Source organism: Methylobacterium brachythecii (genome assembly GCF_014196345.1).
Lineage (GTDB): Bacteria > Pseudomonadota > Alphaproteobacteria > Rhizobiales > Beijerinckiaceae > Methylobacterium > Methylobacterium brachythecii.
The window spans coordinates 103,153-128,633 of record NZ_JACIDN010000009.1; the positions used below are offsets into that span (position 1 = coordinate 103,153).

The following is a 25,481-nucleotide window of genomic DNA, read 5'->3' on the forward strand; positions in this document are numbered from 1 at the left end:
ATGGCGTCCCGGCCCGGCTGGCGAGGCGATGAGGTCAAACGGCGTCCCGGTTCACATTCGGCGCGCAAGGCGCTGATTCCGCTCAGAATTCGATCGCGGCGAAGAACACCGCGAACAATCCATCAAGCACGATGACCATGAAGATAGACTTGACGACTGAGGCGGTGACGTGGCGCCCGAGCGACTCCGCCGAGCCCTCCACAGCGAAGCCCTCGATCGTCGCGATGATGCCGATGGTCAGCGCCATGAACGGCGCCTTGGCGAGGCCGACCCAGAGATGGTGCTCCGACACCGCCGCCTGCAGGCGCGAGAGGAACCCCTCCGAGGTCAGCCCGCCATAGATCATCGCCGTGACGCCGCCGCCGGCGAGCGCCGCGAGATTGGCGAGAAAGGCGAGGATCGGCAGGCCGATCATCAGCGCCAAGATACGGGGAACGATCAGGATTTCGATCGGATCGAGGCCCATGACGCGCAACGCGTCGACCTCTTCCCGCATGCGCATCGAGCCGATTTCGGCGGTGAAGGCCGAGCCGGAGCGGCCCGCCACCATGATCGAGGTGAGGAGCACGCCGAGTTCGCGCAGCACCAGGATGCCGATGAGGTTCACCACGAAACTCTGCGCGCCGAAGCGCTGGAGCTGGATGATGCCCTGCTGGGCAACGATGCCACCGACGAGGAAGGAAATCAGCGCGATGATCGGCACGCCGCGATAGGCGATGGCCTCGAGCTGGTTGACCAAAGCGGTGAAACGGAAGCTCGACGGGCGCCGCGCAACCCGGCCGATCGCAGCCACGACTTCGCCCAAAAACGACACACCGGCAAGCACTTGGCGGCCGCCGACGACCATGTTGCGGCCGATCCCGTCGAGCATTCCGAAGACGCGGCCGACGCGGGGAACCGCTGGCGGCTCGACCGGCCGCAGCGCGACCTCCCCGAGCAGAATCCTGTGTTCCGCCCGTGGGTTGGCATAGGCCATCTGCCCGCCCGCAGCCTCGATCTCGGCCCGCGTCCGCTCCAGCACCCAGGCCCCGAGCGTGTCGAGCCGGACGATCCCGGCGAGGTCGATCAGAATTGGATTCGCCTTTCCCTGCAAGGCGATGGCAGCCGCGGCGCGCTCGACGGCGGGGCCCTGGTCGGCGGTCCAGCGGCCCGTAAGCGCGATCGTGCCGCCCGCGCCGGGCGTGGCGCCGGCGGCATCGGGACGGGCTGTGCCGGCTTCGATCAGCACGGAAAACGGTCTCCAGAATCCGTCCCGGGGACGGGAATGCCCTGCACCTTGAGGTCAACATGGTGACCAAAGCGTGTCTTCCCCGGCAGCCGGCCCATGCTGACGGCGGTGCTCACGCACGCCACGCACACGCCGAACATGGCGCGCATGCGCATCCGCGCGCTCATCCGGAGCATCATCCGCCACGCCGGGCGGCCCTGGCGGCGAATCCGACGAGGCAGAGCCCGGCCAAAGCCACCGGCGCCATCAGAGCGAAGGTCGTGGCCGGCCCGGCGCTCCGATAGACCACGCCGCAGCCGAGCGTGGCCAGGGACGAGCACAGGGCCGTGGCCGAGCTGACGGTGCCCTGGGCCCGGCCGCGGGCGCCGTCGGGGGCGAAGGCCGAGACGGCGTTCATCGCGCCGAAATGCGTGGCGCCGAAGGTGAAGGCGTGGAGCATCTGCAGGCCGACCAGGGCGGGCAGGGAATCGCCGGCCCAGGCCATGCCGATGGCGCGCAGGATGGCGGCGGCGGCGCCGAGCGCCAGCAGCCGGAAGGGCGAGCGCCACGGCGCCGGCACCCGGCCGATCACCGCGAATAGTAGGATCTCTGCGGCGACGCCGATGGCCCAGAGCGCGCCGATCCAGGCGCCCGGCACCCCGGCCGTGCTCCAGGCGATGGAGCCGAAGGCGTAGATCGCCGCATGGCTCGCCTGGATCAGGGCCGCCGCGCCGATGGCCAGCCGCAGCTTGCGGGGCAGGCGAGGGCGCTCCGTGCCGGGGGAGGCCCGGCCCGCGCCGCCCGCCACGTCCCGGCTGGCATAGGCGACGGCAGAGGCGATCAGCGCCAGCCCGGTGAGCAGCAGCGGCACGGCGAACGCCTCGCCGAGCACCCCGAGCAGCGCGCCCCCGGCGAGGTTCGCGCCCAGGAACCCGATCGAGCCGGCCATGCGGATGCGCGGATAATCCAGCCGCCTCTTCGGGCGCGCGGTCCCGGCCCGGCCTGCGCCGGCCTGCGCCGCGCTCTCCTCCTCGGCGGAGAGCCGCACGGCGGCCAGCGTCAGGTAGTCGATGCTCGCCACCATCGGCGCGGCGGCCACGGCGTTGATCGCGATCAGAACAGCGAGCAGGCCCCAGCCGAGGGCGGCGCCGGCCGGCATCAGCGCGTAGGTCGCGGCGAGCACGAGGCTCCCGGTGAGCAGGAGCGTGCGTGCGGAAAACCCCCGGTCGATCAGCCCCATCAGCGGCGCCGTGGCGACGATGCGGATGGCGATGGGCAGCGCCAGCAGCCCGCCGATCAGCCCGGCATCGAGATGCTGCGCGTTTAGCCAGACCGGCATGAACGGCATCGCGATGCCGATCTCGACGAAAACCACGGTGTAGAGCAGCGCCAGCCGGAAGGCGTTGGGCGCGACGCTCGGGCCGGGCGGGGGCGGGGCAGGGGGCAAGGCAGGGACGGGGCGGCGGAGACTGGCCGGACGCATGCACGTCGGACCCGGTTTCGTCCATGCGCAGACGGACGGCCTGCCCTCGTCACGCGGCGCGGCGCGTGTGGTTCATCGGCGCCCGGGCGCAAGAACCTCGCGCCCGGGCCACTCGTTCGACCCGCTCCACCGAACCCGGCAGACGGGGAAGGCGCCGCAGGCCCGTTACTCGGAGGCCGCCGCGACGGGCTCGAGGATGGGATCCGCGGTGATCCCGTAGCGCACGGACACCGTCAGCAGCGTCAGGGCCGCCAGCGTACAGACGACGAGCGTCAGGATGGTGCCGGCGCGCGGGCCGTACTTGCCGGTCGTGCTGGATGTGGCGGGGACAGAACCGCGAGCAAGAAGTGTAGCCATAGCCAAAACCTCCAATGCGCCGCGAGGCGGCGAGAGCGATGGGGATTTACGCGAGGTGACACACACGCTGCGTCGCTCGAGTGCGACGCAGTTACCGGGCGATCCGCGGCCACGCTATCGATCGAATTTTTCTTGCTGTTCAATATCCGCGAATACAGATCGCAGATTTTCATTCGATCTCTACAATGTCTGTGATCCGCTGCACACTTGATTGCTGGCGCGGTGTTTCCGGAGGGAGCGTCCCTCATTGCGGATCATCGCCAGGGTGTTGCGGGACGTTCGCATGCCGGGTTGTGGTAAATGACGACGTCGAACGCCTCAGACATGGGCGCCGTCCCCTGGAGGGCCGTTGCAAGCGGAAAGAGCAGCGACAGCTGGGGCACAGACCTCGGGTCGGCCCTGGCAGCAGTCGCGCATAAGGAAGGCGATGAGGTCGGATAGGCCCTCGTACGCGGCGCTGTAGATGACCGACTTGCCCTCACGCCGGGACTGGATCAGCCCGGCATGGGACAGCTCTTTCAGGTGGAAGGTCAGGTTCGTCGCCGAGACGCCGATCTCGGTCGCGAGCGTGCCGGCAGCGAGGCCATCCGGCCCAGCGGTAACGAGAGCACGGACTACCCGGAACCGGTTCTCCTGCCCAAGGGCCGCGAAGGCCGCAACCGCTTGCCGTTCGTCCATAATTGATCCATTGCTTCAACGATTGTTGAAACGTAAAAGAAGCAAGCCTCTTGGACAAGCCCGAGCAGCCTTTCGCCGATGGCCTTCCGAACCTCAGCGAGGCGCACTTCAAGGTGCCGACGAGCGACCGCGCCCACGCAACGGCGTCCTTCACCCACGCACCGCGCTTTCTGATCCTCTACGGATCGCTGCGCGAGCGTTCGTTCAGCCGTTTTCTGGCCTACGAGGCGGCTCGTCTGCTGGAGGCGATGGGCGGCGAGGTCCGCATCTACGATGCTCACGGCTTGCCGCTGCCGGACGATGCCACAGCCGACCATCCGAAGGTCCAGGAGTTGCGGTCCCTGTCGATCTGGTCCGAGGGTCAGGTCTGGGTCAGCCCAGAACGCCACGGCAACCTGACTGGGGTCATGAAGAGCCAGATCGACTGGTTGCCGCTCAGCGAGGGCTCGGTGCGTCCGACGCAAGGGCGTACACTCGCGGTCATGCAGGTCTCGGGCGGATCGCAGAGCTTCAACGCCGTGAACGCGCTGCGTGTGCTCGGACGCTGGATGCGGATGATCACCATTCCGAACCAGTCATCGGTGCCGACGGCCTACAAGGAATTCGACGAGGCCGGCCGCATGAAGCCGGGTCCGCTCTACGAACGTGTCGTCGACGTGTGCGAGGAGTTGATGAAGTTCACGCTCCTAACACGCGAATGCGCCGACTATCTCGTGGATCGATACAGCGAGCGGAAAGAGCGGGAACCGAAGCGCCTGGAAGCCGCTGCTGCCGATATTGGCTTCGTTAAGCGATAAGATTGCCAGCGCGCTTATTCTTAGAAGCGGCGAGTCCTCGTGCCCTCGCGATTGACCCGGATAGGCGCGGAGCCGACCCGATTCAGCAGCAGTGATACGGCATTGCCGAAGCCGTCCACCAGTTCACCACCCCGATCAAACAACCGCGAGCCCCCCTCCCACGCCTTGGCGAAACCGTCGCAGGGGTTGAATAATGTATCCCAACCGGGTTGCGGCGAAGGTCGGCCTGGAATCGGGAGTGACGCCATGAGATCGAGCCTGTCCGTGGGCCTTGCCGCCCTGGTCGCGAGCCTGGGAGCCGCGATGCTCGCGCCGCTGCCGCTCCTCGCGCAGGAGGCGGCCCCGAAGGCGGCGGCACCCGCCGCGCCCGCTGCGGCGCCCGCGGCCGCGCCGGTCGACAAGGGCTCGGCGCTTTACGGGCGGCCGGACGGGGCGGGGGCCTCCAAGCTCGCGCCGGTCGCCGGGCCGCCATTGGCCACTGCGGCCGCCAAGCTGCCGCTCGACAAGCTCAAGGTGCCGGACGGGTTCAAGGTCGAGGTCTATGCCAGCGGGCTCGCCAATGCCCGCTCCATGGTCCAGGCGCCGGACGGCACGGTCTTCGTCGGCACCCGCACCGTCGGCAAGGTCTACGCCGTGCTGCCGCAGCCCGATGCGGAGGGCCGGCGCGTGGTCAAAACCCTGTTCTCGGGGATGCACCGGCCGAACGGCGTCGCGGTGCATGACGGGGCGCTCTACGTCGCCGAACTCTCGAAGATCACGCGCTACGACGACATCGCCAAGCACCTCGACGATCCGGGCAAGGGCACGGTGGTCTACGACGACCTGCCGAAGGACGAGGCGCATGGCTGGAAGTTCATCGCCATCGGGCCGGACAACAAGCTCTATGTGCCGGTCGGCGCGCCGGGCAACATCAACATGCCGCCCGAGACCCACGCCCAGATCCGGCGGATGGACCTCGACGGCAAGAACGCCGAGGTGATCGCCCGCGGCGTGCGCAACTCCGTCGGCTTCGACTGGAACCCGGCGACGAAGCAGCTCTGGTTCACCGACAATGGCCGCGACTGGGTCTCGGAGGACATTCCGAACGACGAGCTGAACGTGCTCACCGAGCCGGGCAAGCAGCATTTCGGCTTCCCGTTCTGCCACCAGGGCAGCTTCACCGATCCGGAATACGGCTGGGGGCATTCCTGCTCCGAATTCACGCCGCCGGCCGCGCTCCTCGGGCCGCACACCGCCTCGCTCGGCATGCGCTTCAACACGGGCGGCATGTTCCCCGAGGCCTACAAGAACCAGATCTTCATCGCCCAGCACGGCTCCTGGAACCGCACCCAAAAACTCGGCGGCGACGTGGTGGTGGCCAAGCTCGGCACGGACGGGAAGGTGGCCTCGGTGGAGCCGTTCCTCACCGGCTTCCTGCAGGACAACAAGTACGTCGGCCGGCCGGTGGACGTGCTGTTCATCAAGGACGGCTCGATGCTGGTCTCGGACGATTTCAACGGCGCGATCTACCGCGTGAGCACCGGGAAATGAGGCGCGGCCTCGCAGGCCTGCTGGCGGCCTCGACGCTCCTCCTGGCGGGAGGGGCGGGGGCCGAGACGGTGGCCGAGCGGCTGCCGGCCTGCCTCGGCTGCCATGGCGAGAGCGGCACCTCCGCGACCGAGGGCGTGCCCTCGCTCGGGGGCCAGCGGGCCGATTACGTGGTGACGCAACTCTTCCAGTTCCGCGAGGGCCAGCGCAGCGCGCCGCCGATGAACGAGATGGCGAAGGGGATGTCGGACGACGACCTGCGCGGCTTCGCCGACGCCATCGCGGCCCTGCCTCCGGCCAAGGCGGCCGGGCCGGCGGCGGATGCGGCGCTCGCCGAGCGGGCCAAGGGCATCCTCGCCAAGCACCAATGCACCTCGTGCCACGGCCCCGACCTCACCGGGCAGGACGCGGTGCCGCGCATCCGGGCGCAGCGGCGCGAATACCTCGCCGCCGCGCTCACCGGATACCGCTCGAACGCCCGGCCCGGCTACGACGCGGCGATGAACGAGGCGGCGCAGGATCTGAAGGACGACGAGATCACCGATCTCGCCGCCTATATCTCGTCGCTCTGAGCTTACTTGAGCGCATCGGCGCCCACCTTGCAGATCGTGGCGTCCTGGTCGCCGGTGCCGCCGGAGCAGCCGATGCCGCCGATCACCTTGCCGTCGAGCACCAGCGGGATGCCGCCCGGCGAGGCGGCGAGTTCCGGATCGAGCGTGCCGTAATAGGCCGAGCCCGCCGCATAGGTGTTGAAGAAGACCCGGCTCTCGCGGCGCCAACGCGCCGCCGTGCGCGCCTTGCGCTGCGAGATCATGATCGAGGGCAGCTGCGCCCCGTCGAGCCGGGCGAAATGCACCAGCTCGCCATGGGTATCGACCACGGCGATGTTCATCGGCCAGCCGCGCTTCTTCGCCTCGGCCTCGGCCGCCGCGAGGATGGTCTTGGCCTGGTCCAGGCCGATCGGCGCGCCGTAGGGCAGTCCGAACGGGATTTTTTCCGGCGTGCCGCCGGCCGGGGCGTTCGGCGGCGGCGCTGCCGGCTTCGGCGGCTCCGGCGATTGCGCGAGGACGGGGGTGCAGATCAACAGGCTCAAGGCCAGGGCACGGGCGAACGGCATCGGGTTCCTCCTGCGCTGCCTGCGCTACTGAGCGAGCGCATGGCGCGAGGAGGAGACTAGGTCGCGAAGCGATGCCGGGTAGCGGCTGCACGCCGTCGGCGGCCTTTCCTGTATGCAAAATTCAGTGATCGACGCCCTCGCGGGACAGGCGCGCAGCACGGCTTGACGAAGGGTGGCGATCGGCTCATCCGTCCGCCCGCGGCCACCGTCACACGAGCGTCGCGCCCTTTTCGCAACCCATCCCCGTCATGCCCAGCGACAGTCCCAGTCGATCGTCCATGCCGTCTCCGGCTGCCGGGGCCTGATCTCGCGGATCGGCTCACCCCCGCCGCCCGGAGGCGGCTGGCAGAAAGGTGAGCCTATGAACGACCTCGTCACCCCGATCGATCCGGTGACCGATCCGGCCGCGCTCGCCAGACGGCTGCGGGAGGAGAGCGCGCCCGACATCGTCGAGGCGCTGAACGAGCAGCGGCCGGAGGTGGCCGCCGCCGTGCTCCTCGGCCTCACGGCGGAGCGCGCCGTCGAGGTGCTCGACCAGCCCGGCCTCGACGAGGTGGTCGAGATCGTCGAGGCGCTGCCGCGCGACCGCGCCGGCCCGCTGCTCGCCGGCATGGCCGCCGACCGGCTCGCCGACGTCTTCCGCCTGATGGAAGAGCCGGGCCGCTCCGACCTCCTGGAGCGCCTCGATCCGGAGACGCAGGGCACGGTGCGCGCGCTGCTCGCCTATCCGGAGGAGAGCGCCGGCTCGATCATGACAACGGAGTTCGTCAGCGTGCCGGGCAACTGGACCGTCGGGCAGGTCCTCGACCACATCCGCCGGGTCGAGCGCACCCGGGAGACGGTCTATTCGGTGTATGTCCTAGACCCTGCGAGCCACGTCCTGCGCGCCGCCGTGCCCCTGCGCCGGCTGATCTCGGCCGAGCCGGATGCGAGCGTGCTCTCCGCGGCGGCGGGCCGGCGGCCGGTGACGGTCTCGGCCATGGCGAACCGGGACGATGCCGCCCGGCTGATCTCGAAATACGACCTGCTCGCGGTGCCCGTGGTCGACGGCGCCGGGCATCTCATCGGCATCGTCACCGTCGACGACGTGATCGACACCATGATCCAGCGCCAGACCGAGCAGGTCCAGCGCTTCGGCGGCATGGAGGCGCTGGACGAGCCCTACCTGCGCATCTCCTTCGGCGAGATGCTGCGCAAGCGCGCAGGGTGGCTCGCCGTGCTCTTCCTCGGCGAGATGATGACGGCTTCCGCCATGCAGGGCTTCCAGGACGAGCTCGAGAAGGCGATCGTGCTCACCCTGTTCATTCCTCTGATCATGAGCTCGGGGGGCAACTCCGGCTCGCAGGCAACCTCGCTGCTGATCCGCGCGCTGGCCCTCGACGAAGTGCGCCTGCGCGACTGGTGGCGCGTGGCGCTCCGCGAGCTTCCCACCGGCATCGCGCTCGGCGCGATCCTCGGCGGTCTCGGAATGGCGCGCATCGCCGCCTGGCAATGGCTCGGCTTCCACGATTACGGCGAGCATTGGGGGTTGGTCGCACTCACGGTGGGTGCGGCGCTCGTCGGCATCGTCACCTTCGGCTCGCTCACCGGCTCGATGCTGCCCTTCCTGCTGCGGCGCCTCGGCTTCGATCCGGCCAGCGCCTCGGCCCCGGCCGTGGCGACGCTTGTCGATGTCTCGGGGCTGGTGATCTATTTCGGCGTCGCGGCGATCATCCTGCGGGGGACGCTGCTGTGAGAAACACGGTCCCGCGCGCGACGTAAGCGCCCGTTAAACACGTTGGGCGACAATCGTCCGCACGTAGGACCGGCCGTCAAGCGGATCGCCGGTCGACAGGGACGTTCGTTCGATGATGAGTTCCGGTTCGCCCTCGCAGATCGACGAGACCGAGTACGACGTCATCGAGGGCGCCCTGGCGGAGACCGAGCGCGGCCGGCGTTTCCTCGCAGAGTTCGCCCGCCGCCACCGCGGCGCCGACACCGAGACGCTGCTGCAGGCGATCCACCGACTGGAGGGCGTCGTCACCCGCGATGCCGAGACCGTCGCCGGATCGGACGGCCTGCAGGGCGAGATCGCGGCGATGGCCGAGAGCCTCGGGCGCATGCGCGTCGCCATCGCGGTGGTCGCGTCGCCCGAGGGCGGCGGCGCGGGGCACCCGACCGCCCCCGAGACCCTCGACACACTGGTTCGCACGGCCGAGCGCACGACATCCGATATCCTCGGCGCGGCGGAAGCGATCCAGGAGGCCGCCTGGGGTCTACGTGAGAAGGGCGCGGAGGGCGCGCTCTGCGACGAGCTCGACCGGCGTGCCATGGCGATCTACACGGCCTGCTCGGCGCAGGACCTGACCACCCAGCGCGTCGGCCTCGCCGTCGCCGCCCTGCGCGACCTGGAGACGCGGATCGGCGGTCTGATCGGCCGGGAAGTTGCGTCGGACGAGCCCAGCGCGCCGATGCCGCTCCCGCTGCCACCGGCCCTGCCCGAAGAGGACGACCTCGATTTCGTGCCGAGCGCGGCCGGGGCCGAGCCTACCCAGGCCGAGTCGGCGGCGCCCGCCGCCATCGCCGAGCCCGACGACGCCGACGACCTGGCCCTCGCCTTCGGCGATCTCGACCGGCTCAGCATTGAAGAGAAGATCGCCCTGTTCTCCTGACGCGGCGAAAACGGCCTCTGTTTCGCCGGCCGGCGCCATATAAGTCGGCATGGCTCTGCACCTTCTCAAGCTTGCCGTCGGACCCGGTTCGGTCGCCGATCTCGAAGCCCACATCGCCCGCAGGCGCGCCGAGATGATCAGCCTCGGTGAGGAGCCGCGGACCTTTCACACGACCCGGATGGTGCCCAAGCGCAAGCGAGAGATCGCCGGCAAGGGCTCGATCTACTGGGTGATCAAGGGGACGCTGCTCTGCCGCCAAGCCATCACCGCCATCGAGCCCTTCACCGGCACCGACGGCATCGGCCGCTGCCACCTCGTACTCGACCCTGAAGTGAAGCCGGTGACGCCCCGCCCCTGCCGCCCCTTTCAGGGTTGGCGCTACCTGCGCCAGCGCGATGCCCCGAAGGATCTCGACCACGCCACCGCGGGCGACCTCGCCGAGATGCCGGAAACGCTGCGGCGGGAATTGGCGGCGCTCGGGTTGATTTGAGGGATCGGAAGGCAGCGCGCCCGTGGTCAAGACGCACACAGACAGCTATCGCTTTGCCATGACGCAACACATGCGCACGCCTACGGTCGAGAGTGTGCCACTCGGGATCGGTTATTATACTGTCCCCGAGGCGGCGCGCCTGCTGCGTATCCCAGGCCGCAACATCAATCGCTGGCTAGGCGGATACAGTTACAAGCGCGATGGCATCGAGACAAAAATGCCTCCGCTCTGGGAGCCCGAGCTCCCCGGTTTCGGAAACCACAATGAGCTCGGGTTCCGCGATCTCATCGAGCTTCGCTTCGTGAAGGCTTTTCTCGACGCCGATCTCGGGCTTCTCACGATCCGCAACTGCATCACATTCGCCCGCGAATGTGTGTCGGACGACAGGCCGTTCTCGACGCGACGATTCCAGACCGACGGGCGCACGATCTTTCTCGATAGCCTGAAGCGCAGCGGGGACACCGAGCTGCTCGATCTCAAGCGCCGCCAATACGTGTTCAAGGCCGCGATCGAGCGAACCTTCAAGGACCTCGACATCACCGATGACGCTGTGACGCGCTGGCGTCCGTTCCAGGGTAAAGCGTCGATCGTCATCGATCCGACCCGGGCGTTCGGCCAGCCGATCGCCACCGATTATGGCGTCCCGACCGTGGCGCTCGCGGAGGCCGTGGCAGCCGAGGGATCGGCCAAGCGCGTCGCTTTCCTCTACGACGTCCCGCTGCGCGTGGTGAACGACGCCGTGCAGTTCGAAACCGACCTGCGAGCGGCGTGAAGGTCTTCTTCGACCACAACATGTCGCCGGCCCTCGCGCGGGCTCTGAGAGAGCTGTTCAGAGATCAGCACGAAATCGCCATTCTGAGCGAAAAGTTCGCCCGGACCGCGACGGACATCGAGTGGATCAGCGGATTGAACCGGGAAGGGCGCTGGATCGTCATCTCGGAAGACCGGCGGATCACGCGCAATCACGCCGAATACACCGCTTTTCGCAACTCGAAGCTCGTCGGAATCTTCCTCGCCAAAGCGGTGCACAAGGCGCCCGTCGTCAAGAAGATGGAACGCATCCTAGCCGTCTGGCCTGCGCTCGAAGTCTTGTCCGAAACGGTGGAAGGCGGCGCAATGTTCGAGCTGCCCATCAATGGGACGCGTGTTCGCCAGCTCAAATCATAATGGGTTCGTCGATCGGTGCGCCCGTCCGCAGCAGGCGAACCGAGGCACGATCGGCGCAGAACGAAGAAGGGGCCGCGATCGGATCGCGGCCCCTTCTTCGTTCTTGCAAGCGCCAGGGTAGGTCGGGTCTCAGGCCGCCCCCGTCAGATCCCGTCGAACCGCCCGCTGGCATGGGCCAGCATCGTGTAGACCTTGCCGGTCTCTGAGGTGAGGTAGGCGTCGGCCCGCTTGCTGTCGCGGTCGTTCTTGGTGACCTCGCCGAGCAGGCGCTCGAACTCGCCGACATAGCGGTCGACCGTGCGGCGGAACTCGCCGTCCTGGGCGTAGCGCTGCTTCAGGTCCTGGAAGGTCTGGCGGCCCTGGGCGGTGTAGAGGCGACCGTCGAACAGGTTCGGGTCGCCCCGGCGGTAGCGGTTCCACAGGTCTACCGCAGCCTGATGGTCGACCATCTTGGCGATGTCCGTGGAGATGCTGTCCAGCGTGGTGCGGCTGGCGAGCGAAGCGGCCGAGGCCGCAGCGCCGGCGGCCGCTGCCGGGGCCTCGTCCTCCTCGTCGAGCGAGGCGCGGGTCAGCAGGTCGGAGAGCCAGCCGCGGTTGCCGCCGGTGCGGGCGGCCGCCTGGGTCGGCCGGGCTGGGCCGGCATTGCCCGACGTGGCCGCCGGTCGTGACGGAGCCGAGGGGGAGGCCGGAGAGGTCACCCGGAAGCCGCTCGGAGCCGGGGGGGACGCAGGGACGGGAGCCGAGGCCGGAGCGGCCTGAACGGGCGCACTCACCGCTGGCTCGGCCGCCTTGGCGCGTCCAGCCTCGGCCACGCGGCGCTGCTCCACCGCTTGCGGCAGGGCGACGTCGGCGCCGCGGGTCGAGCGCGAGACGAGGCTCGCCAGGGCGTTGAGCGCCTCGATCTGCTCGGAGACCACCCGGCGCATCTCGCTGGTCTGGTCCTGGGTCTCCCGCGGGATCTCGAGCACGCCGCGCTGGATCTCGGCGCGGGTGGCGTCGAGCTCGCGGCGGATCTCGGCGGCCATGGCGTTCATCGCGGCCACGGATTCGCCGAAGCCGGACGAGGCGGCGGTGAGCGCCTGGGTCATCTCGGCCGAGGCCGAGGCGATCGTCGTCTTCACGGCGGCGACGGTGCGCTCGCTCTGCTCGTCGGCGCCCGAGCGCAGGCGCTCGAAATCGCCGGCGACGCTGCTGCCGGCGGCCTGCGCCGCCTGCGACAGGCTCTCGCCGATCTCCCTCGCACGGGCCTCGGCGGCGCGCAGGGTGTCCTCGACGCTCTTCGAGAATTGCGCCGACTGGGCCTCCAAGGCCGCTGAGCGTTCCTCGATCCGGGCGAGCACGCCCTCGACCTCGCCGTGGCGGGCCTGCAGGGTCTCGGCGAGGCGGCCCTCAATCGTCTCGATCGAGCCGGCGGCGCCGGTCAGGCTCGCGACATGGGCCTGCGTCTGTTCGCCGAGGCTGCGGCTGCGGGCATCGAGCGAGGCAGCGAGCGCAGCCGCCTCGGTGAGCACGCCCTGCGAGACCTCGCGCAAGGCCGAGACCTGGCTCGACACGCCGTCGGTGGCGCGGCTGGTCTCGCCGGCGATCTGAGCGAGCGCCGTCTGGATCTGGTCGACCCGGCCGGCCAGTCCCTGCTCGATCGCGCCGAGATTGCCCTCCGTGCCGGAGACCAGTTCGCGCATGGCGCTGTTGGCGCCCTCGATCCGGGTGAGCACGCTGCCGAGGCTGCGCCCCAGCGTCTCGTTGGCCTGGGTGAGCGTGGCGGTGGAGCGTGACGCACCCTCCTCGATCGCCTGGCGCAGGGACTCGGCGGATTCGCCGGTGCGGGCGACGAACTCGTCGGCGCGCTCGCGCAGGGCTTCCACCAGCGGCGTGCCGTGCTCGGCGAGCGCCCGCTCGATGGCCTGTCCGCGCTCGTGCAGGGCGGCGGCGACCGCCGCGGCCGGCCCGTCGACGGTGCGGCGCAGGCGGTCGGTGTGGTTGGCGATGCCGTCGATCACCGCGCGGCCGCGGCCGTCGATGGTCTCGACGAGCGAGGCGGTGCCGCCCTCGATCATGCGGCCGACGGTCTCGGCACTGCCGTCGAGACGGCGCGCCAAATCCTCGACGCTCGCCTCGATCAGGCCGGCGGCAGCCTCGGTCCGCTGGCGCATCTGCTCGGCAACCGCAGCGTTGCGGCTCTCCATGAGCGCGGCGACGGCCTCGTTGCGCTGGTCGAGCACCTGGGCGAGCGCGGTGGCATGCGCCTCGGCCAGGGCCGCCTGCTTGCCGACGCGTTCGTCGATGGCGGCGATGGTCTTGGCGGTGCGCTCGTCGACCAAGGTCGCGAAGGCTTCGTGGCGCTCGTCGAAGGCGTCGGCCAGGGCGTCGGCGCGCGAGGCGACCAGCGTGGCGAAGGTCTTCATCCGGTTGTCGATCCGGGAGGTGAAGTCCTGGCTGCGGTTCTCGAACACGCCGGTGATCGCTTCGGCGCGCTCGTCGACCTGCAGCGCGAGCGCGGCGGCGCGGCTCTCGAACAGGCCGTCGAGCCGGTCGAGACGCTCGTCGAACATCGAGGCGAGCGCGTTGGTGCGCTGCTCCATGGCGCCGGTGGTGTGGCCGAGGCCGGCCTCGACCACGGCCAGGAACTCGCGGGCCTTGTCGGCCAGCCCCTCGTGCAGCGGACGGATCCGGCTGTCGAAGCCTTCGCCGATCGTGCTGGCGTGGCCGTCGAGCAGCTCGCGGATCTCGCCGGCATGGCCGTCGAGCACGGAGCGGATGCCGTGGACGCGCTCGTCGATGCTGTCGCGGAAGACCTCCGTGCGGGCATCGAGCAGGTGGCGGATCTCGTCGGTGCGGGCGGTGACGGCCTCGCCGAGGCGACCGGCTCCGTCGCCGAGCAGCTGATCGGCCTCGTCCACGATGGCGCGCAGGCTCGACAGGATGGTGCGGCTGCGCTCGTCCAGCGCCTGGGAGATCGAAGCGCCGCCGTCGTCCAGCAGGCGCGAGATCTCGCCGAGACGACCGCTCAGCGAGCCGACGACCAGGCCGCCGCGCTCGTCGATGGTCGAGGCCACGGCGGCGGTACGCTCGTCGAAGAGGTGCTCCAGGCTCTGGGTGCGCTCGTCGAAGGCGCGGCGGATCGCGTCGGCATGGCCGGCCAGCGCCTCGCTGGTGCCGCTGCTGCGCGATTCGACGAAGGCGACGATGTCGCGGGTGCGGTTCGCCAGATCCTCGGTGGCGGTGCGCAGGCGTGCCTCGATCAGGCGGACGGCGTCGACCGCTTGGGCGTCGAGGGTCTCGTCGAGGGCGCGGGCGCGCTCCTCCAGGGTGGTGCCGACGGCGTCGAGACGGCTGAGCACGCCCGTGTCGAAGCGGCCGGCGCTCTCGTCGAGGCGGGCGACGAGCTCGGAGGTCTGGCGGTCGAAGCGCGCGCCGAGGTCGTCGGCACGGGCGCCGATGGTCTCGTCGAAGCGCCGGATGCGTTGATCCAGGCTGCTGCCGGCGGCATCGAGGCGGCTGATGACCCCGGTATCAATCCGGCCGGTGCTCTCGTCGAGGCGGGTGACGAGAGCGGTCGTGCGGAGGTCGATGCGCTCGCCGATCTCGCCGGCACGGGCGGTGAGGGTCTCGTCGAGGGCCTGGGTGCGCTCGGCGATGCTGTCGGCGATCGACTTGCCCTGGACCGAGATGATCCGGTCCATCCGTTCGAGCTGGCCCTCGACCGCGCCGCTGAGCGTACCGGTATCGCGAGAGATCTTGTCGGCGAGGATGTCGCCGCGCGCGATGGTCTCCTGCAGGGCGGCGAGGCGGTCGGCGAGGACGTCGTCGATGGCACGGGCGCGGGTGTCGGCAGTCTCGGCGAAGGCGGTGCCGCTGCGGGTCAGGACGTCGTTGATGCGGGCGGCCTGGCTGGTCATGGCCAGTACGATGTCGCGGCCGGCGGTGGCGAGGCGGTTCTGGGCCTCGTCGGCATGGTTGGAGAGCAGGCCGGTCAGGCTGCTGCCGTGGCTGCCGAAGCTCGTCTCCAACTCACCGATGCGGGCGGTGAGCGCCTCGTTGGCGCCGGCCGAGGCCAAGGCGAGGGAGGCGGTCGCCTCCTGGGCGCGGGCGGTGAGCTGCTCGCCGAGCCGGCCGATCGCAGTCTCGACGGCCTGGAGCGAGGCATCGGCCTGATCGCCGATCTCGCCGGCCACGCCCTGCGAAGCCTGCCGGAAGCGTTCGACGATCTGAACCGTGCGGGCCTCGACATGGCCGGCCGAGTCGTCGGCGGCCTGACGCAGGCCCTGCGAGGCTTCCTCGAAGCGAAGGGTGGCGGCGGCGAGCCGCTGGACGACCGCGCCGCCGGCGCCGTCGGCGGCGTCGCGGAAGCGGGCGACCGCTTCGCCGGCATGACCATCGAAGCTGGTGCCGATCCGGCCAAGCGCCGCATCGACCTCGGCGGCGGCATCGCGGCCGCGCTGGGTCATCAGCTCGCTCACGCGCATCGCCGAGGCGTCGAGGCCGTCGCCGAGTTCGCGACCATGGACGGTGACGGTCTCGTGCAGGCGATGGGCCACCGTCTCGATCCGGCCGGCCAGCTCCGCGCCGCGCTCGCCGATATGGCCGGCGATCTGCTCGACGGAGGCCGCCAGCTCGTCGCGCACGCTGCCCGCACGGGCCGTGAAGGCCTCGACGACGCCGCTCGCGGTGAGGGCAAGCGCCGCCTGCGCGTCGCGGCCGCGGGCCTCGATCGTGTCGGAGACGCCGGCGCCGGCCGCCTCGATCTCGCCGCGCAGCGCCGCGCCGCGGGCCGAGATGTCGTCGGTCAGGGAGACGCCGGCCGCGGTGAAGTCGCGGCGGAAGGCGTCGCCGGTCTCGGCAAAACGCGCGGTGATGTCGGAGCCGGTCGCCGCGAAGCGCTCGGACAGCTCGCCGCCGCGCGACAGGAAGGCCGCCTCGAGACCCTGCGCCGAGCGCTCGAAGGCCTGGCGGATCTCGCCGCCCTGGCGGTCGAGCCTGTCGATGACGGTGGTTCCGGTATCCGTCAGGCTCGCAGTCAGGTTGCCGCTCGCCGCCTCGAAGGCATGGGCGACCTCGGTGGCCCGGGTCTCGAACGACCGGGTCATGGCGTCGCCGGATTCGACGATGCCGGCGCGCACGCTCTCGCTCGTCGAGAGCAGGCGCGCGATCAGTTCGTCGCCACGCGTCGAGACCAGGCCGACCACGCGGTCGCCGGCCTCGCCGAGCGCGCCGGTGATGGCCTCGCCGCGGCTCTCCAGGGCGCCGGTGACGCGATCGCCCGCGCCGGTGACCGCGCTGACGATACGCTCGGCCGCGCCCTCGAGCTCCTGGCTGAGGTTCTGGTGCGAGCCGGTGATGGCGCCGCGCACGCGCTCGGCATTGGCCACGATGGATTCACGTTGCGCGACCAGCTCGTCGACCAGGGTGCGGATGCGGATCTCGTTGTCGGAATAGGCGCGCTCCAGCGTGGCGATCTCGCCGCGCACCAGAGTTTCCAGCTCGCCGGCACGGGCCAGCGCCCGCTCGACGCCGTCGCCGACGGCCGCCACTTCGCGGCGCACGGTCTGCGACATGGTCAGCACGGCATCGGTCGAGAAGCTCTCGGGCTCGGCGAGCCGCAGGGCGACCTCGCCCACTGCACGGGCGACGAGGCGCATCTCCTGGGCGCGCACCGCGAGCATCGCCGTGATCAGGAACAGCACGATCGGGCCGGCCAGGGCCGTGGCACCGACGGCGGTCTGCAGGGCGGTGAGGCCGGTGAGATAGCTTTTGAGATCGCCGCCGGACTGGTTCCAGGCCAGCGCGATCAGGCCGTTGAGCCAGACGAAGGAGAGGATGGCGGCATAGATGTAGGGCTTGCGCGAAGGGCGCACGCGAAGCGTCTGCTGCAGAGCGCCGATGCTCTGTCGGTCATCGTTGGCGACGAGCGAGCGGTCCGGCGGCAGCAATCCGCCCTCATGGCGGGAGCGGGCGCGCTCGGGCTGGCCGGCATCCCGGCCGAAATCCAGGGGAGGGGGGGCGACGCGGCCCCCCGGCTCTGAGAGCGGGTCGTTGTCGCCGACGTCGGGCATGCGCGGTTCGAGACGGTCGGAGGCCGCGTTGCCCTCATCGCCCGCCAGGGGCAGCCCCATCGGCGGTTCGAAGGAGCCGCGCGCCTGGCCCTCGGCGGACAGGTCGAGCTTCGACATGTCCAGGGCGAGGGCCTGCTCGATCGCGGAGAGGGCGGCCTCTGCGGGATCTTTCAGCTTCTTCTCGGTGGCCATGCGACGCCTCGTTACGCATCCCCTTCGCCCGGCTAACGGCCAAGCGAAGACGAAATTACCCGTATTGCCTGGAAGTTTAGTCCCCGTACCCCGTGCCGGATACCCAAGCGCTGCGGGAGCGAGGAAAAACCTTAACGGAATGGTTACCAAGCCGGCCAGGGCGCCCGATGGGAGGACTTATCTCTCGGCACGCCAACGCTTAAACCGTGCGGACGGGCAGAAGCGCCGCTGTGGACAGCTCGGCCGAAATTCATAACGCGATCCGGAAAAACGAGTCGGGAGACGGACTTGAGCGACGAAACGCTGCTCGATCGGGACCATCTCGACGCCCAGACCTTCGGTGACGAAGCGCTGGCTCGGGAGCTTCTCGGGTTGTTCGCGGACCAGTGCCGCAGCCTGCTGCCGGGCGTTGCCGACCCCGGGCGATCGGAGGCCGACCGGGCCGATCTCGCCCATACCCTGAAGGGCTCGGCCCTCGGCGTCGGCGCATCGCGGGTCGCCGCCCGCGCCGCCGAGACCGAGGATGCGCTGCGCGTGGGCAGCGATGTCTCGCCGGGCCGGGCGCTGGCGCTCGCCGAGGCCGTCGCGGCCACGCTGGCCGCGCTCGACGCGACCAGCTGAAGCGTCGCGGGGCGTCATGCGCGTCCGCCATGCGACGTAGGCGCACGAAGTCGGCCCAAACCCTGCTCCCATGCTTGCATTCCCGTGCGTGCCCCTCCAACAAGCGGGCCGAGGCCATGGACACGCGCCTGAGGCGCATCGGCACGACGGCGGAGCAAGGCATGCCCAACATCACCTACGTCGATCACGCAGGCACCGCCCGCACGATCGACGGGCAGGTCGGGTCGACCGTGATGGAGGCCGCGATCCGCAACAACGTGCCCGGCATCGATGCCGAATGCGGTGGCGCCTGCGCCTGCGCCACCTGCCACGTCTACGTCGACGAGGATTGGATGGAAGCGGTCGGCCCCTCAGAGCCGATGGAGCAGGACATGCTCGATTTCGCCTCGGATGTGCGCGCCACTTCACGGCTGTCCTGCCAGATCCGGATCACGCCCGAGCTCGACGGCCTCAAGGTGACGACGCCGGCCCGCCAGGGCTGACGAGCCGATCCGCGGCGTATCGGATCGCACGGCAGCGGCGGTGACCGCGCGATAGCGTCGCCGACCAGGGCCTCGGTCCTCCGGTGGGCCGGAGACCGCTTGCCCCGGGGCGACACACGATGGTTCCGGCACCCTCCTTCGACTCCGCCGTCGCGGCAGGCATCGTCACGGCCGACCAGGCCTCGCGCCTGACGGCGTTCTACGGGGAGCAGACCCCCGGCAGGACGAGCAGGCTCGCCGCCGTCTTCGATCTCGCCCACGTGCTCTGGTATGCCGGCGCGCTCATCGTGATCGGCGCGATGGGCCTGTTCTCGACCGTGGCCTTCTCCCAGATGGGTGCCGGCGCGCTCGTCGCGACGGCCCTGGTCTACGCCGTCCTTTTCACTACGGCCGGGCATTATCTCTGGCACGCGAAGGGCCTGCCGATCCCCGGCGGCCTCCTTGTGACGGTCGCCGTTGCCATGACGCCGCTTGCCGTCTTCGGTGTCCAGGAGGGGCTGGGCTGGTGGGGCCGCTTCGGCGAGCCGGGCCAGTACAAAGACTTTTACGTCTGGATCAAAGGCAGCTGGCTCGCGACGGAGATCGCCACGCTCGTCGCCGCACTGATCGCCGTACGCTTCTACCCGTTCGGGTTCATCGCCATGGTGGCGGCTGTCGCGCTCTGGTTCTTGTCGATGGACCTAGCGCCCTGGATCGGCGGCTCGCAGGACTACGATTGGGCGCTGCGCCGCACGGTCTCGCTGTGGTTCGGCCTCGCGCTGATGGTCGTGTCCTGGGCGGTCGACCTCCGCCAGAGCCGCGCGGATTACGCCTTCTGGCTTCATCTCGCGGCCATCGCCGCCTTCTGGGGAGGACTGACGCTCCAGGATTCCAGCAGCGAAATCGGGAAGTTCGTCTATTGCCTGATCAATGTCGGGCTGATCGGACTGGCGATCTTTCTGACGCGCAAGGTCTACGCGGTGTTCGGGGCGATGGGCATCGCCTTCTATCTCGGCCACCTCGCCGACAAGGTCTTCAAGGACTCGCTGCTGTTTCCCTTCGCGCTCTCGCTGATCGGGATCGCCATCGTGGCGGCGGGCCTGCTCTACCGGCGCCACCGTCCCGCCATCCTCGTCGCCTTCGAGCGTGCGCTGCCGGCGGGCCTGCGAGCCCTGCGGCCGGCCCAGGCCTCGGGGCGATGACGGCGGCAGGCTGGGGCATGCGTCCCGGAAAGAGGCGAGGGGATCGAAAGGCCTACTTCAGCAGGGAACGCGTCGCGCCGTCGATCCCGTCGAGCGTCAGCGGGAACATGCGCCCCGAAAAGATCTGGCGGACCATGGCGATCGACTGCGTGTAGGGCCAGTGCGCCTCGGGCACCGGGTTGAGCCAGGCCGCCTTCGGGAAATGCTCGAGCACGCGGTTGAGCCACACCTGGCCCGGCTCCTCGTTCCAGTGCTCCACCGAACCGCCAGCCATGGCGATCTCGTAGGGGCTCATCGAGGCATCGCCCACGAAGACCACGCGATAATCCGAGCCGTAGGTGCGGATCACGTCGGTGAGCGAGGTGCGCTCGTCGTGACGCCGCCGGTTCTCGGTCCAGACCGCCTCGTAGGGGCAGTTGTGAAAGTAGAAGTGAGCGAAGTGCTTGAATTCGCTCCGGCAAGCCGAAAACAGCTCCTCGGCCAGTTCGACATGCCAGTCCATCGAGCCGCCGACGTCGAGAAACAACAGCACCTTCACGGCGTTGCGCCGTTCCGGGCGGAGCCGCACGTCGATATAGCCCTGGCGGGCGCTCTCGCGGATCGTGGTGTCGAGGTCGAGTTCCTCGGCAGCGCCCGAGCGCGCGAAGCGGCGCAGGCGCCGCAGCGCGATCCGCATGGTACGCGTACCGAGTTCGACGCCGTCGTCGAGGTCCTTGAACTCGCGCTTGTCCCAGACCTTCACGGCCCGGAAGTTCCGGTTGCCGTCCTGGCCGATGCGGATGCCTTCCGGATTGTAGCCATAGGCCCCGAACGGGGAGGTGCCCCCGGTGCCGATCCATTTCGAGCCGCCCTGGTGGCGGCCCTTCTGCTCGGCGAGCCGCTGCTTGAGCGTCTCGAACAGCTTGTCCCAGCCGAGGGCCTTCAACTCGGCCTTCTCGTCGTCGGTGAGATACTTCTCGGCGAGCTTGCGCAGCCACTCCTCCGGAATCGCCGCCGGCTCCACGGCGTCGCCCACCGTCTCCAAGCCTTTGAAAACCTGGCCGAAAACCCGGTCGAATCGGTCGAGGTTGCGCTCGTCCTTCACGAGGGCGGTGCGCGCAAGGACGTAGAAGTCTTCGACCCGCTTGTGGGGAAGATCTCGCCCGAGAGCCTCGATCAGAGTCAGGTGCTCGCGCAGCGAGACCGGAACCTTGGCTTCCCTCAATGCGGTGAAGAGGTTGAGCAGCATCGAGGCGCACGTCACCCGAGCCGGAGGCACGGGTCAAGGGCAGCCCGGAACGGTCACGCTTGCGTGAGCGAACCCTGAGCAATTGTCGTGACTTGGCTAACGAATTCGCAAGCCTGGCGGCAGAGTCATCGACTCACCTGTGGAAAGAATCGGAATCCGGTGGATATGTCGAGGGCATCGCTTTGGTGAGTCATCGACTCCGTCACGAAGCTGACAATCAAGTCATTGAACACAAGTCCTGCGTTTCCGGACTTATCGACCGGATGGTTGAAATGACCGTCGTCTTGCGTTCCTTGAGTGACTTCAAACGGTTTCTTCGGAAGCCGGGAGCCACGATTCAAATCGTACACAACACGCTCATCGAGCGTCAGCCGACGCAGTTTCGCGAGGCCTATCGCCGCAAGGGGCTCTACGAGCCGCGCACCGTGCGGGCCATGTCGAAGAAGGCGGCCGTGTTCGATGTGAAAGGCCACGACGAGACCGTCTGGCTCTACTGGGACAAGGGCACCCGCAAGTGGCGTTTCCAAGGTGACACCGTGGCGGTGCCGCTCAACGCGGCCATGGGCGCGCCCGACGAGGTCGTCTATCGCTGCAGCCTGCCGGAAGAGGCGCCTCAGCCGGGTCCTCCCGCGCCCCGCGAGTCGCTCTTCGACGACGAGGACGGCGAAACGGACCGGGAGGACTGATCGCCCATTGGTGGACAACCGTGCTGTCTGTCTCGGCGTATTTTGCGAGCCCCCTGGCTAGTGGCGTCTCTCGGCAGCGGCAACGACGGTCAGCACCGCCTGTAGCTTGGCCGGATCCAACACGTAGTTTCCGTTCCAGCTCGGCACGTCGTCCACCGGGTCGCCGACCATGAACCCGAACGGCAACCCGCAGCGCGACGCGAGCGACCAGAATGCTGGCTGGACAGTCGCCGGACTGAACAGCTCGGCAACGGGTGTGCCGGGCTCGCAGAACAGCATGTTCGCGAGACCGGCGCCGTGCTCCGCGACGAGGCAGGATGCCGACCGCATGCGAGCGATCTGGTCGTGCAGGGGCATGTCGTCGAAATTCTCGATCACGAAGCCTGCCGACTCGATGAGCGGTCTGCACACGTCGAAGTTCTCGACCTGACGGACCTGCGCGGAGCCGCGGTGAAGATAGATCCGACGCAGGTCCCCCCGATCCTCAATGGAGTGGCGCACGGCATGGGCGCTGCGGATGAGCCAGCCCGCTCGCGCCATGAGCGGGCTGACGTCGATGATGTCGATGCCGAAGGCGGCAGTCAGGTTCTCGAAGGTCACGACGCATCGTGGCTGCATTCGATAAATCCACTCTTCCGAAATGCCGAGCAGATCGAGCGTTGCCTGATGAAAGGACCCAACGGAAAAGGGGGGCAGAACAAGCTTCAGGCCACGCCGATGCATGCGCAGCAGCATGAAGGTCACTAGCCGCGGCACGCATTCCTTCATCCAATGCGCGTAGTTCGGCCAAGTCGACGTGAACCCGACGAGAAACTCGCCGGCGATGACCTTCCGGAAGAAACGCAGATCGTTTCGGAAGCAGACGCTCACCTCGGACTGATACGACTCGAAGCCCTCGACATCCTTCCAGGGACAGAGATTCGTCGTGGTCTCCCTGACGATGCGCCCGCCCGTGAAGACGATTCCATCGATCCCGCAGACATGCCCGGTCCCGAGGTCGGCGCAACGGACGGGGAGCGGCCGGAACCGGCTGAAGCTCGGGTCTGCGAACCTGTCAGCGAAGGCCGCGAAAGCCGGATCGATCGCATCGGCAATCAGAAACGGCACGCGCGGCTCGTCCGAACCTGGCTCGATCAGGACAGGGCGGCGGTAGGTCCCTGACGCAAGCTCCTCCGTGAGGCTACCGGTGAGTGCCATGCCCTCGCGCCGGAACCAGTCCGGCGAGTTCGCGACTCGCGCCGTCTTTGCTCCATGCTGCAGAGGTCGCCGTCCTATGGAGAGCCGGAGAGACCGCAGATCGAAGCGCATCGAACGTCCATGAACATATTTGGTTCGCCAAAGCCACGGTCGAGCCCATGGCCAGTTATGTTCTGCCGCGGGTCGTTATTGCGGCATGCGAAAGACCGTCCGGACGCTCGCCGCGTTGGATATCGGGACACCGCCATGCCCCTCAAGAGGCACGACGGCGTGGTGGAAAATCGCCGAAGCATCGCTCTCAAGCGCTCGGCCGCGCGTTCGCAGCCTGGGTCTCTGGCTTGTCGGTCCTCGATACTTCACGCCCCTCTGCGGACTTCACATCCACCGTCTTGCCGATGGTGCGGCGTGCCCGGAACGCCGGCCGAGTCTCGGCCTCCTTGCGCTTGAGCATGATCCGGAACTCGTCGCGGCGCTCGTGGATCGAGGCGATGACGAGGCCCATCGGCACGCCGACATCGACCAGCACCGCCTCAGAGAGCTGCAGCGAGGCCTCGATGGTCTCGGGCACAGCGTCGTCGACGCCCATCTCGTAGAGCTCGGTGGCGTGGCGCGCATCGCGGGCGCGGGCGACGATGGTAAGGTCCGGCCGCTCGGCGCGGGCCGCCTGCACCACCGCCTCGACCCGGTTCGGCGTGTCGAGGGTGACCACGAGGGCGCGGGCCGTGGCAATATCGCAGCGGCGCAGAAGCTCGGTGCTCGACGAATCCCCGAAATAGACCGGGTTGCCGAGGCGGCGCTGCTCGGCGACGCGCACGGGATCGGAATCGAGGGCGATGTACGGGATCTTGTGGCGCTTGAGCATCTCGCCGACGAGGCGCCCGACGCGCCCGTAGCCCGCGACGATGACCCGGTCCTGCTGTGCATCCGGCGGCGGCTCGGCCCGTGCCCGGCCGAGCGCTGCCTTGTTGGTGCGGCGGCCGATGCGGCGCGCGAGCAGCGCCAAGGGCGGGATCGCGATCATGGTGACGGTGGTGACGATGAGCGCCGTCTGGCCGAGGGCTTCGGGCAAAAGGCCGCCGACGATGGCGCCGCCGAGCAGGACGAAGGCGAACTCCCCGCCTGGGCCGAGCAGCAGCGCCGTCTCGAAGGCCACCGACCGCGGCAGCCGCATCATCCGCGCGCCGACGAGGATGATGAAGCCCTTCACGACGAGGAGAGCCAGGGCGAGGCCAAGGATCAGGACGGGTGCCGCGACGAGCTGAGCCGGATCGAGGCTCATGCCGACCGAGACGAAGAACACGCCGAGCAGCAGGCCCTTGAACGGGTCGATCGTCGCCTCGATGGCCCGGCGATACTCGGTCTCGGCGAGCAGCAGGCCGGCCACGAAGGCGCCGAGCGTCATCGAGAGGCCGCTGGAGGCCGCCGTGAGCGCCGTCGCGGCGATGACGAGCAGGCAGGCCGCCATGAACAACTCGGGGCTCTTGGTGCGGGCCACGAGCTGAAACAACGGGCGCAACGCCAGGCGGCCGGCGATCACGATGACCACGAGCGCCACCGCCGCCTGGCCGAGCGCCAGTGCCAGCCCGACGCCGACATTGCCGCCATCGTTGCGCCCGAGCACCGCGATGGCGAACAGGACGGGCGCGACCGCGAGGTCCTGGAACAGCAGCACCGCGAAGCTGGTGCGGCCAGAGGGCGTGTTGAGCCGCTTCTGCTCGGCGAGCACTGGCAGCACCACGGCGGTCGAGGACAGGGCGAGGCCGATGCCAACAACGAGAGAGGCCGCCAGGGGCTGGCCGACCGCCATCAGGATGGCGGCGATCAGGCCGGCAGAGGCGATCACCTGGATCGAGCCGAGACCGAAGACCAGGCGGCGCAGGGTCCGCAGGCGCTCCCAGGACAGCTCGATCCCGATCATGAACATCAGGAAGATCACGCCGAACTCAGCGAGATGCGAGATCTCCGCCCGATTGCCGATGGTCACTGGCCCGAGCCAGGGATGCGCCTCCGCGAGGCGGCCGAGCCCGTACGGCCCGAGCAGGGCGCCGGCGCCGATGAAGCCGAGCACCGGACTGATCCGCAGGCGATGGAACAGCGGCACCACCACGCCCGCCGTCACCAGGAAGATGATCGCTTCCTTGTAGGCGCCGAGATGCTCGGCCGTTGCGGCGACTTGAGCCCCGGCGGCGGTGGGATCGGTCATCGGTGCGCTTGCTCAGCCTTCGCGAGGAGGATGGACCGTCCGCAAGCAGGACGGATGCCCGCCATCATGGGGGTGCAAGCCCCGATGGGGCAACCGAAATTCGGCCGCGTGCGAAGATCTTCCTCGTATGGCCCAGCTTATGCTTATTTGAGGTGCCGCAGCGC

21 protein-coding genes are annotated in these 25,481 nt (G+C 69.1%); 12 read left to right on the plus strand and 9 right to left on the minus strand.

Annotated features, from left to right (window positions below; genetic code table 11):
• Nucleotides 1-82 precede the first annotated feature (82 nt).
• From GGR33_RS21525 to GGR33_RS21540, 4 genes are all read right to left on the minus strand, one after another.
• On the minus strand, nucleotides 83-1,228 hold the full coding sequence (locus tag GGR33_RS21525; RefSeq protein WP_183509241.1) for an ABC transporter permease: 1,146 nt from the start codon (nucleotides 1,226-1,228) through the stop codon (nucleotides 83-85).
• A 175-nt stretch (nucleotides 1,229-1,403) separates the two neighbouring features.
• A complete protein-coding gene (locus GGR33_RS21530; protein WP_183509246.1) occupies nucleotides 1,404-2,690 on the minus strand; it encodes an MFS transporter in 1,287 nt (428 codons plus the stop codon).
• A gap of 165 nt (nucleotides 2,691-2,855) precedes the next feature.
• On the minus strand, nucleotides 2,856-3,047 hold the full coding sequence (locus tag GGR33_RS21535; protein ID WP_183509250.1) for a hypothetical protein: 192 nt from the start codon (nucleotides 3,045-3,047) through the stop codon (nucleotides 2,856-2,858).
• Nucleotides 3,048-3,365: 318 nt separating this feature from the next.
• Nucleotides 3,366-3,725: an ArsR/SmtB family transcription factor gene (locus GGR33_RS21540; protein WP_183509255.1), complete on the minus strand. Its 360-nt coding sequence runs from the start codon at nucleotides 3,723-3,725 to the stop codon at nucleotides 3,366-3,368.
• A 50-nt stretch (nucleotides 3,726-3,775) separates the two neighbouring features.
• Here GGR33_RS21540 and arsH point away from each other — a divergent pair, with 50 nt between their 5' ends.
• From arsH to GGR33_RS21555, 3 genes are all read left to right on the plus strand, one after another.
• A complete protein-coding gene (gene arsH / locus GGR33_RS21545) occupies nucleotides 3,776-4,522 on the plus strand; it encodes an arsenical resistance protein ArsH (protein WP_183509267.1) in 747 nt (248 codons plus the stop codon).
• Between the two features lie 246 nt (nucleotides 4,523-4,768).
• Complete coding sequence (locus tag GGR33_RS21550; RefSeq protein WP_246413359.1) at nucleotides 4,769-6,052, plus strand: PQQ-dependent sugar dehydrogenase; 1,284 nt, start codon at nucleotides 4,769-4,771, stop codon at nucleotides 6,050-6,052.
• Nucleotides 6,049-6,621, plus strand: coding sequence for a c-type cytochrome (locus GGR33_RS21555; RefSeq protein ID WP_183509271.1), 573 nt, complete (start codon nucleotides 6,049-6,051; stop codon nucleotides 6,619-6,621). Before GGR33_RS21550 ends, GGR33_RS21555 begins: the two co-directional genes overlap by 4 nt.
• Before the next feature lie 2 nt (nucleotides 6,622-6,623).
• On the opposite strand, the gene GGR33_RS21560 is transcribed toward GGR33_RS21555, so the two are convergent.
• Complete coding sequence (locus GGR33_RS21560) at nucleotides 6,624-7,166, minus strand: GlcG/HbpS family heme-binding protein (protein WP_183509275.1); 543 nt, start codon at nucleotides 7,164-7,166, stop codon at nucleotides 6,624-6,626.
• A 361-nt stretch (nucleotides 7,167-7,527) separates the two neighbouring features.
• On the opposite strand from GGR33_RS21560, the gene mgtE reads away from it, so the two are divergent.
• The 5 genes from mgtE to GGR33_RS21585 all read left to right on the plus strand — a co-directional run bounded on the left by mgtE (nucleotide 7,528) and on the right by GGR33_RS21585 (nucleotide 11,474).
• Nucleotides 7,528-8,901: a magnesium transporter gene (mgtE, locus tag GGR33_RS21565; RefSeq protein WP_183509285.1), complete on the plus strand. Its 1,374-nt coding sequence runs from the start codon at nucleotides 7,528-7,530 to the stop codon at nucleotides 8,899-8,901.
• Between the two features lie 112 nt (nucleotides 8,902-9,013).
• Nucleotides 9,014-9,817, plus strand: coding sequence for a hypothetical protein (locus GGR33_RS21570; RefSeq protein ID WP_183509291.1), 804 nt, complete (start codon nucleotides 9,014-9,016; stop codon nucleotides 9,815-9,817).
• A gap of 49 nt (nucleotides 9,818-9,866) precedes the next feature.
• Entirely contained in the window at nucleotides 9,867-10,307 is a 441-nt protein-coding gene (locus tag GGR33_RS21575; protein WP_183509296.1) for a DUF1489 family protein, read from the plus strand.
• A gap of 70 nt (nucleotides 10,308-10,377) precedes the next feature.
• Nucleotides 10,378-11,079: a hypothetical protein gene (locus GGR33_RS21580; protein ID WP_246413361.1), complete on the plus strand. Its 702-nt coding sequence runs from the start codon at nucleotides 10,378-10,380 to the stop codon at nucleotides 11,077-11,079.
• Nucleotides 11,076-11,474, plus strand: a complete 399-nt coding sequence (locus GGR33_RS21585; protein WP_183509305.1) for a PIN-like domain-containing protein — start codon at nucleotides 11,076-11,078, stop codon at nucleotides 11,472-11,474. The genes GGR33_RS21580 and GGR33_RS21585 overlap by 4 nt, the downstream gene beginning before the upstream one ends.
• A 143-nt stretch (nucleotides 11,475-11,617) precedes the next feature.
• Here the strand turns inward: GGR33_RS21585 and GGR33_RS21590 are convergent, their stop codons facing one another.
• On the minus strand, nucleotides 11,618-17,719 hold the full coding sequence (locus GGR33_RS21590) for an apolipoprotein A-IV repeat region-like domain-containing protein (RefSeq protein ID WP_183509308.1): 6,102 nt from the start codon (nucleotides 17,717-17,719) through the stop codon (nucleotides 11,618-11,620).
• A 288-nt stretch (nucleotides 17,720-18,007) separates the two neighbouring features.
• Between GGR33_RS21590 and GGR33_RS21595 the strand changes: the two genes are divergently transcribed.
• The 3 genes from GGR33_RS21595 (at nucleotide 18,008) to GGR33_RS21605 (ending at nucleotide 20,003) form a co-directional block, all read left to right on the plus strand.
• Nucleotides 18,008-18,340: an Hpt domain-containing protein gene (locus GGR33_RS21595; RefSeq protein ID WP_246413362.1), complete on the plus strand. Its 333-nt coding sequence runs from the start codon at nucleotides 18,008-18,010 to the stop codon at nucleotides 18,338-18,340.
• Between the two features lie 161 nt (nucleotides 18,341-18,501).
• A complete protein-coding gene (locus tag GGR33_RS21600; protein WP_183509863.1) occupies nucleotides 18,502-18,822 on the plus strand; it encodes a 2Fe-2S iron-sulfur cluster-binding protein in 321 nt (106 codons plus the stop codon).
• A 119-nt stretch (nucleotides 18,823-18,941) separates the two neighbouring features.
• Nucleotides 18,942-20,003 carry a hypothetical protein gene (locus GGR33_RS21605; RefSeq protein ID WP_183509310.1) on the plus strand — a complete coding sequence of 354 codons (1,062 nt, stop codon included), beginning with the start codon at nucleotides 18,942-18,944 and terminating at the stop codon, nucleotides 20,001-20,003.
• Between the two features lie 52 nt (nucleotides 20,004-20,055).
• Here the strand turns inward: GGR33_RS21605 and GGR33_RS21610 are convergent, their stop codons facing one another.
• Nucleotides 20,056-21,231, minus strand: coding sequence for a vWA domain-containing protein (locus GGR33_RS21610; protein ID WP_183509318.1), 1,176 nt, complete (start codon nucleotides 21,229-21,231; stop codon nucleotides 20,056-20,058).
• 272 nt (nucleotides 21,232-21,503) lie between these two features.
• Here GGR33_RS21610 and GGR33_RS21615 point away from each other — a divergent pair, with 272 nt between their 5' ends.
• Nucleotides 21,504-21,917, plus strand: coding sequence for a hypothetical protein (locus GGR33_RS21615; protein ID WP_425488809.1), 414 nt, complete (start codon nucleotides 21,504-21,506; stop codon nucleotides 21,915-21,917).
• A gap of 57 nt (nucleotides 21,918-21,974) precedes the next feature.
• On the opposite strand, the gene GGR33_RS21620 is transcribed toward GGR33_RS21615, so the two are convergent.
• Together GGR33_RS21620 and GGR33_RS21625 are read right to left on the minus strand one after the other, a co-directional pair.
• On the minus strand, nucleotides 21,975-23,114 hold the full coding sequence (locus GGR33_RS21620; RefSeq protein ID WP_183509320.1) for a glycosyltransferase family 61 protein: 1,140 nt from the start codon (nucleotides 23,112-23,114) through the stop codon (nucleotides 21,975-21,977).
• 298 nt (nucleotides 23,115-23,412) lie between these two features.
• Nucleotides 23,413-25,317 carry a cation:proton antiporter domain-containing protein gene (locus GGR33_RS21625; protein WP_183509324.1) on the minus strand — a complete coding sequence of 635 codons (1,905 nt, stop codon included), beginning with the start codon at nucleotides 25,315-25,317 and terminating at the stop codon, nucleotides 23,413-23,415.
• Nucleotides 25,318-25,481 lie beyond the last annotated feature (164 nt).

Coding starts and splice junctions, on each gene's coding strand:
- GGR33_RS21530 (WP_183509246.1), bottom strand. CDS start 2,690: ATGCGTCCGGCCAGTCTCCGCCGCCCCGTCCCTGCCTTGCCCCCTGCC.
- GGR33_RS21535 (WP_183509250.1), bottom strand. CDS start 3,047: ATGGCTACACTTCTTGCTCGCGGTTCTGTCCCCGCCACATCCAGCACG.
- GGR33_RS21540 (WP_183509255.1), bottom strand. CDS start 3,725: ATGGACGAACGGCAAGCGGTTGCGGCCTTCGCGGCCCTTGGGCAGGAG.
- GGR33_RS21550 (WP_246413359.1), top strand. CDS start 4,769: ATGAGATCGAGCCTGTCCGTGGGCCTTGCCGCCCTGGTCGCGAGCCTG.
- GGR33_RS21555 (WP_183509271.1), top strand. CDS start 6,049: ATGAGGCGCGGCCTCGCAGGCCTGCTGGCGGCCTCGACGCTCCTCCTG.
- GGR33_RS21560 (WP_183509275.1), bottom strand. CDS start 7,166: ATGCCGTTCGCCCGTGCCCTGGCCTTGAGCCTGTTGATCTGCACCCCC.
- mgtE (WP_183509285.1), top strand. CDS start 7,528: ATGAACGACCTCGTCACCCCGATCGATCCGGTGACCGATCCGGCCGCG.
- GGR33_RS21570 (WP_183509291.1), top strand. CDS start 9,014: ATGATGAGTTCCGGTTCGCCCTCGCAGATCGACGAGACCGAGTACGAC.
- GGR33_RS21575 (WP_183509296.1), top strand. CDS start 9,867: ATGGCTCTGCACCTTCTCAAGCTTGCCGTCGGACCCGGTTCGGTCGCC.
- GGR33_RS21580 (WP_246413361.1), top strand. CDS start 10,378: ATGCGCACGCCTACGGTCGAGAGTGTGCCACTCGGGATCGGTTATTAT.
- GGR33_RS21590 (WP_183509308.1), bottom strand. CDS start 17,719: ATGGCCACCGAGAAGAAGCTGAAAGATCCCGCAGAGGCCGCCCTCTCC.
- GGR33_RS21600 (WP_183509863.1), top strand. CDS start 18,502: ATGCCCAACATCACCTACGTCGATCACGCAGGCACCGCCCGCACGATC.
- GGR33_RS21605 (WP_183509310.1), top strand. CDS start 18,942: ATGGTTCCGGCACCCTCCTTCGACTCCGCCGTCGCGGCAGGCATCGTC.
- GGR33_RS21610 (WP_183509318.1), bottom strand. CDS start 21,231: ATGCTGCTCAACCTCTTCACCGCATTGAGGGAAGCCAAGGTTCCGGTC.
- GGR33_RS21615 (WP_425488809.1), top strand. CDS start 21,504: ATGACCGTCGTCTTGCGTTCCTTGAGTGACTTCAAACGGTTTCTTCGG.
- GGR33_RS21620 (WP_183509320.1), bottom strand. CDS start 23,114: ATGGCACTCACCGGTAGCCTCACGGAGGAGCTTGCGTCAGGGACCTAC.
- GGR33_RS21625 (WP_183509324.1), bottom strand. CDS start 25,317: ATGACCGATCCCACCGCCGCCGGGGCTCAAGTCGCCGCAACGGCCGAG.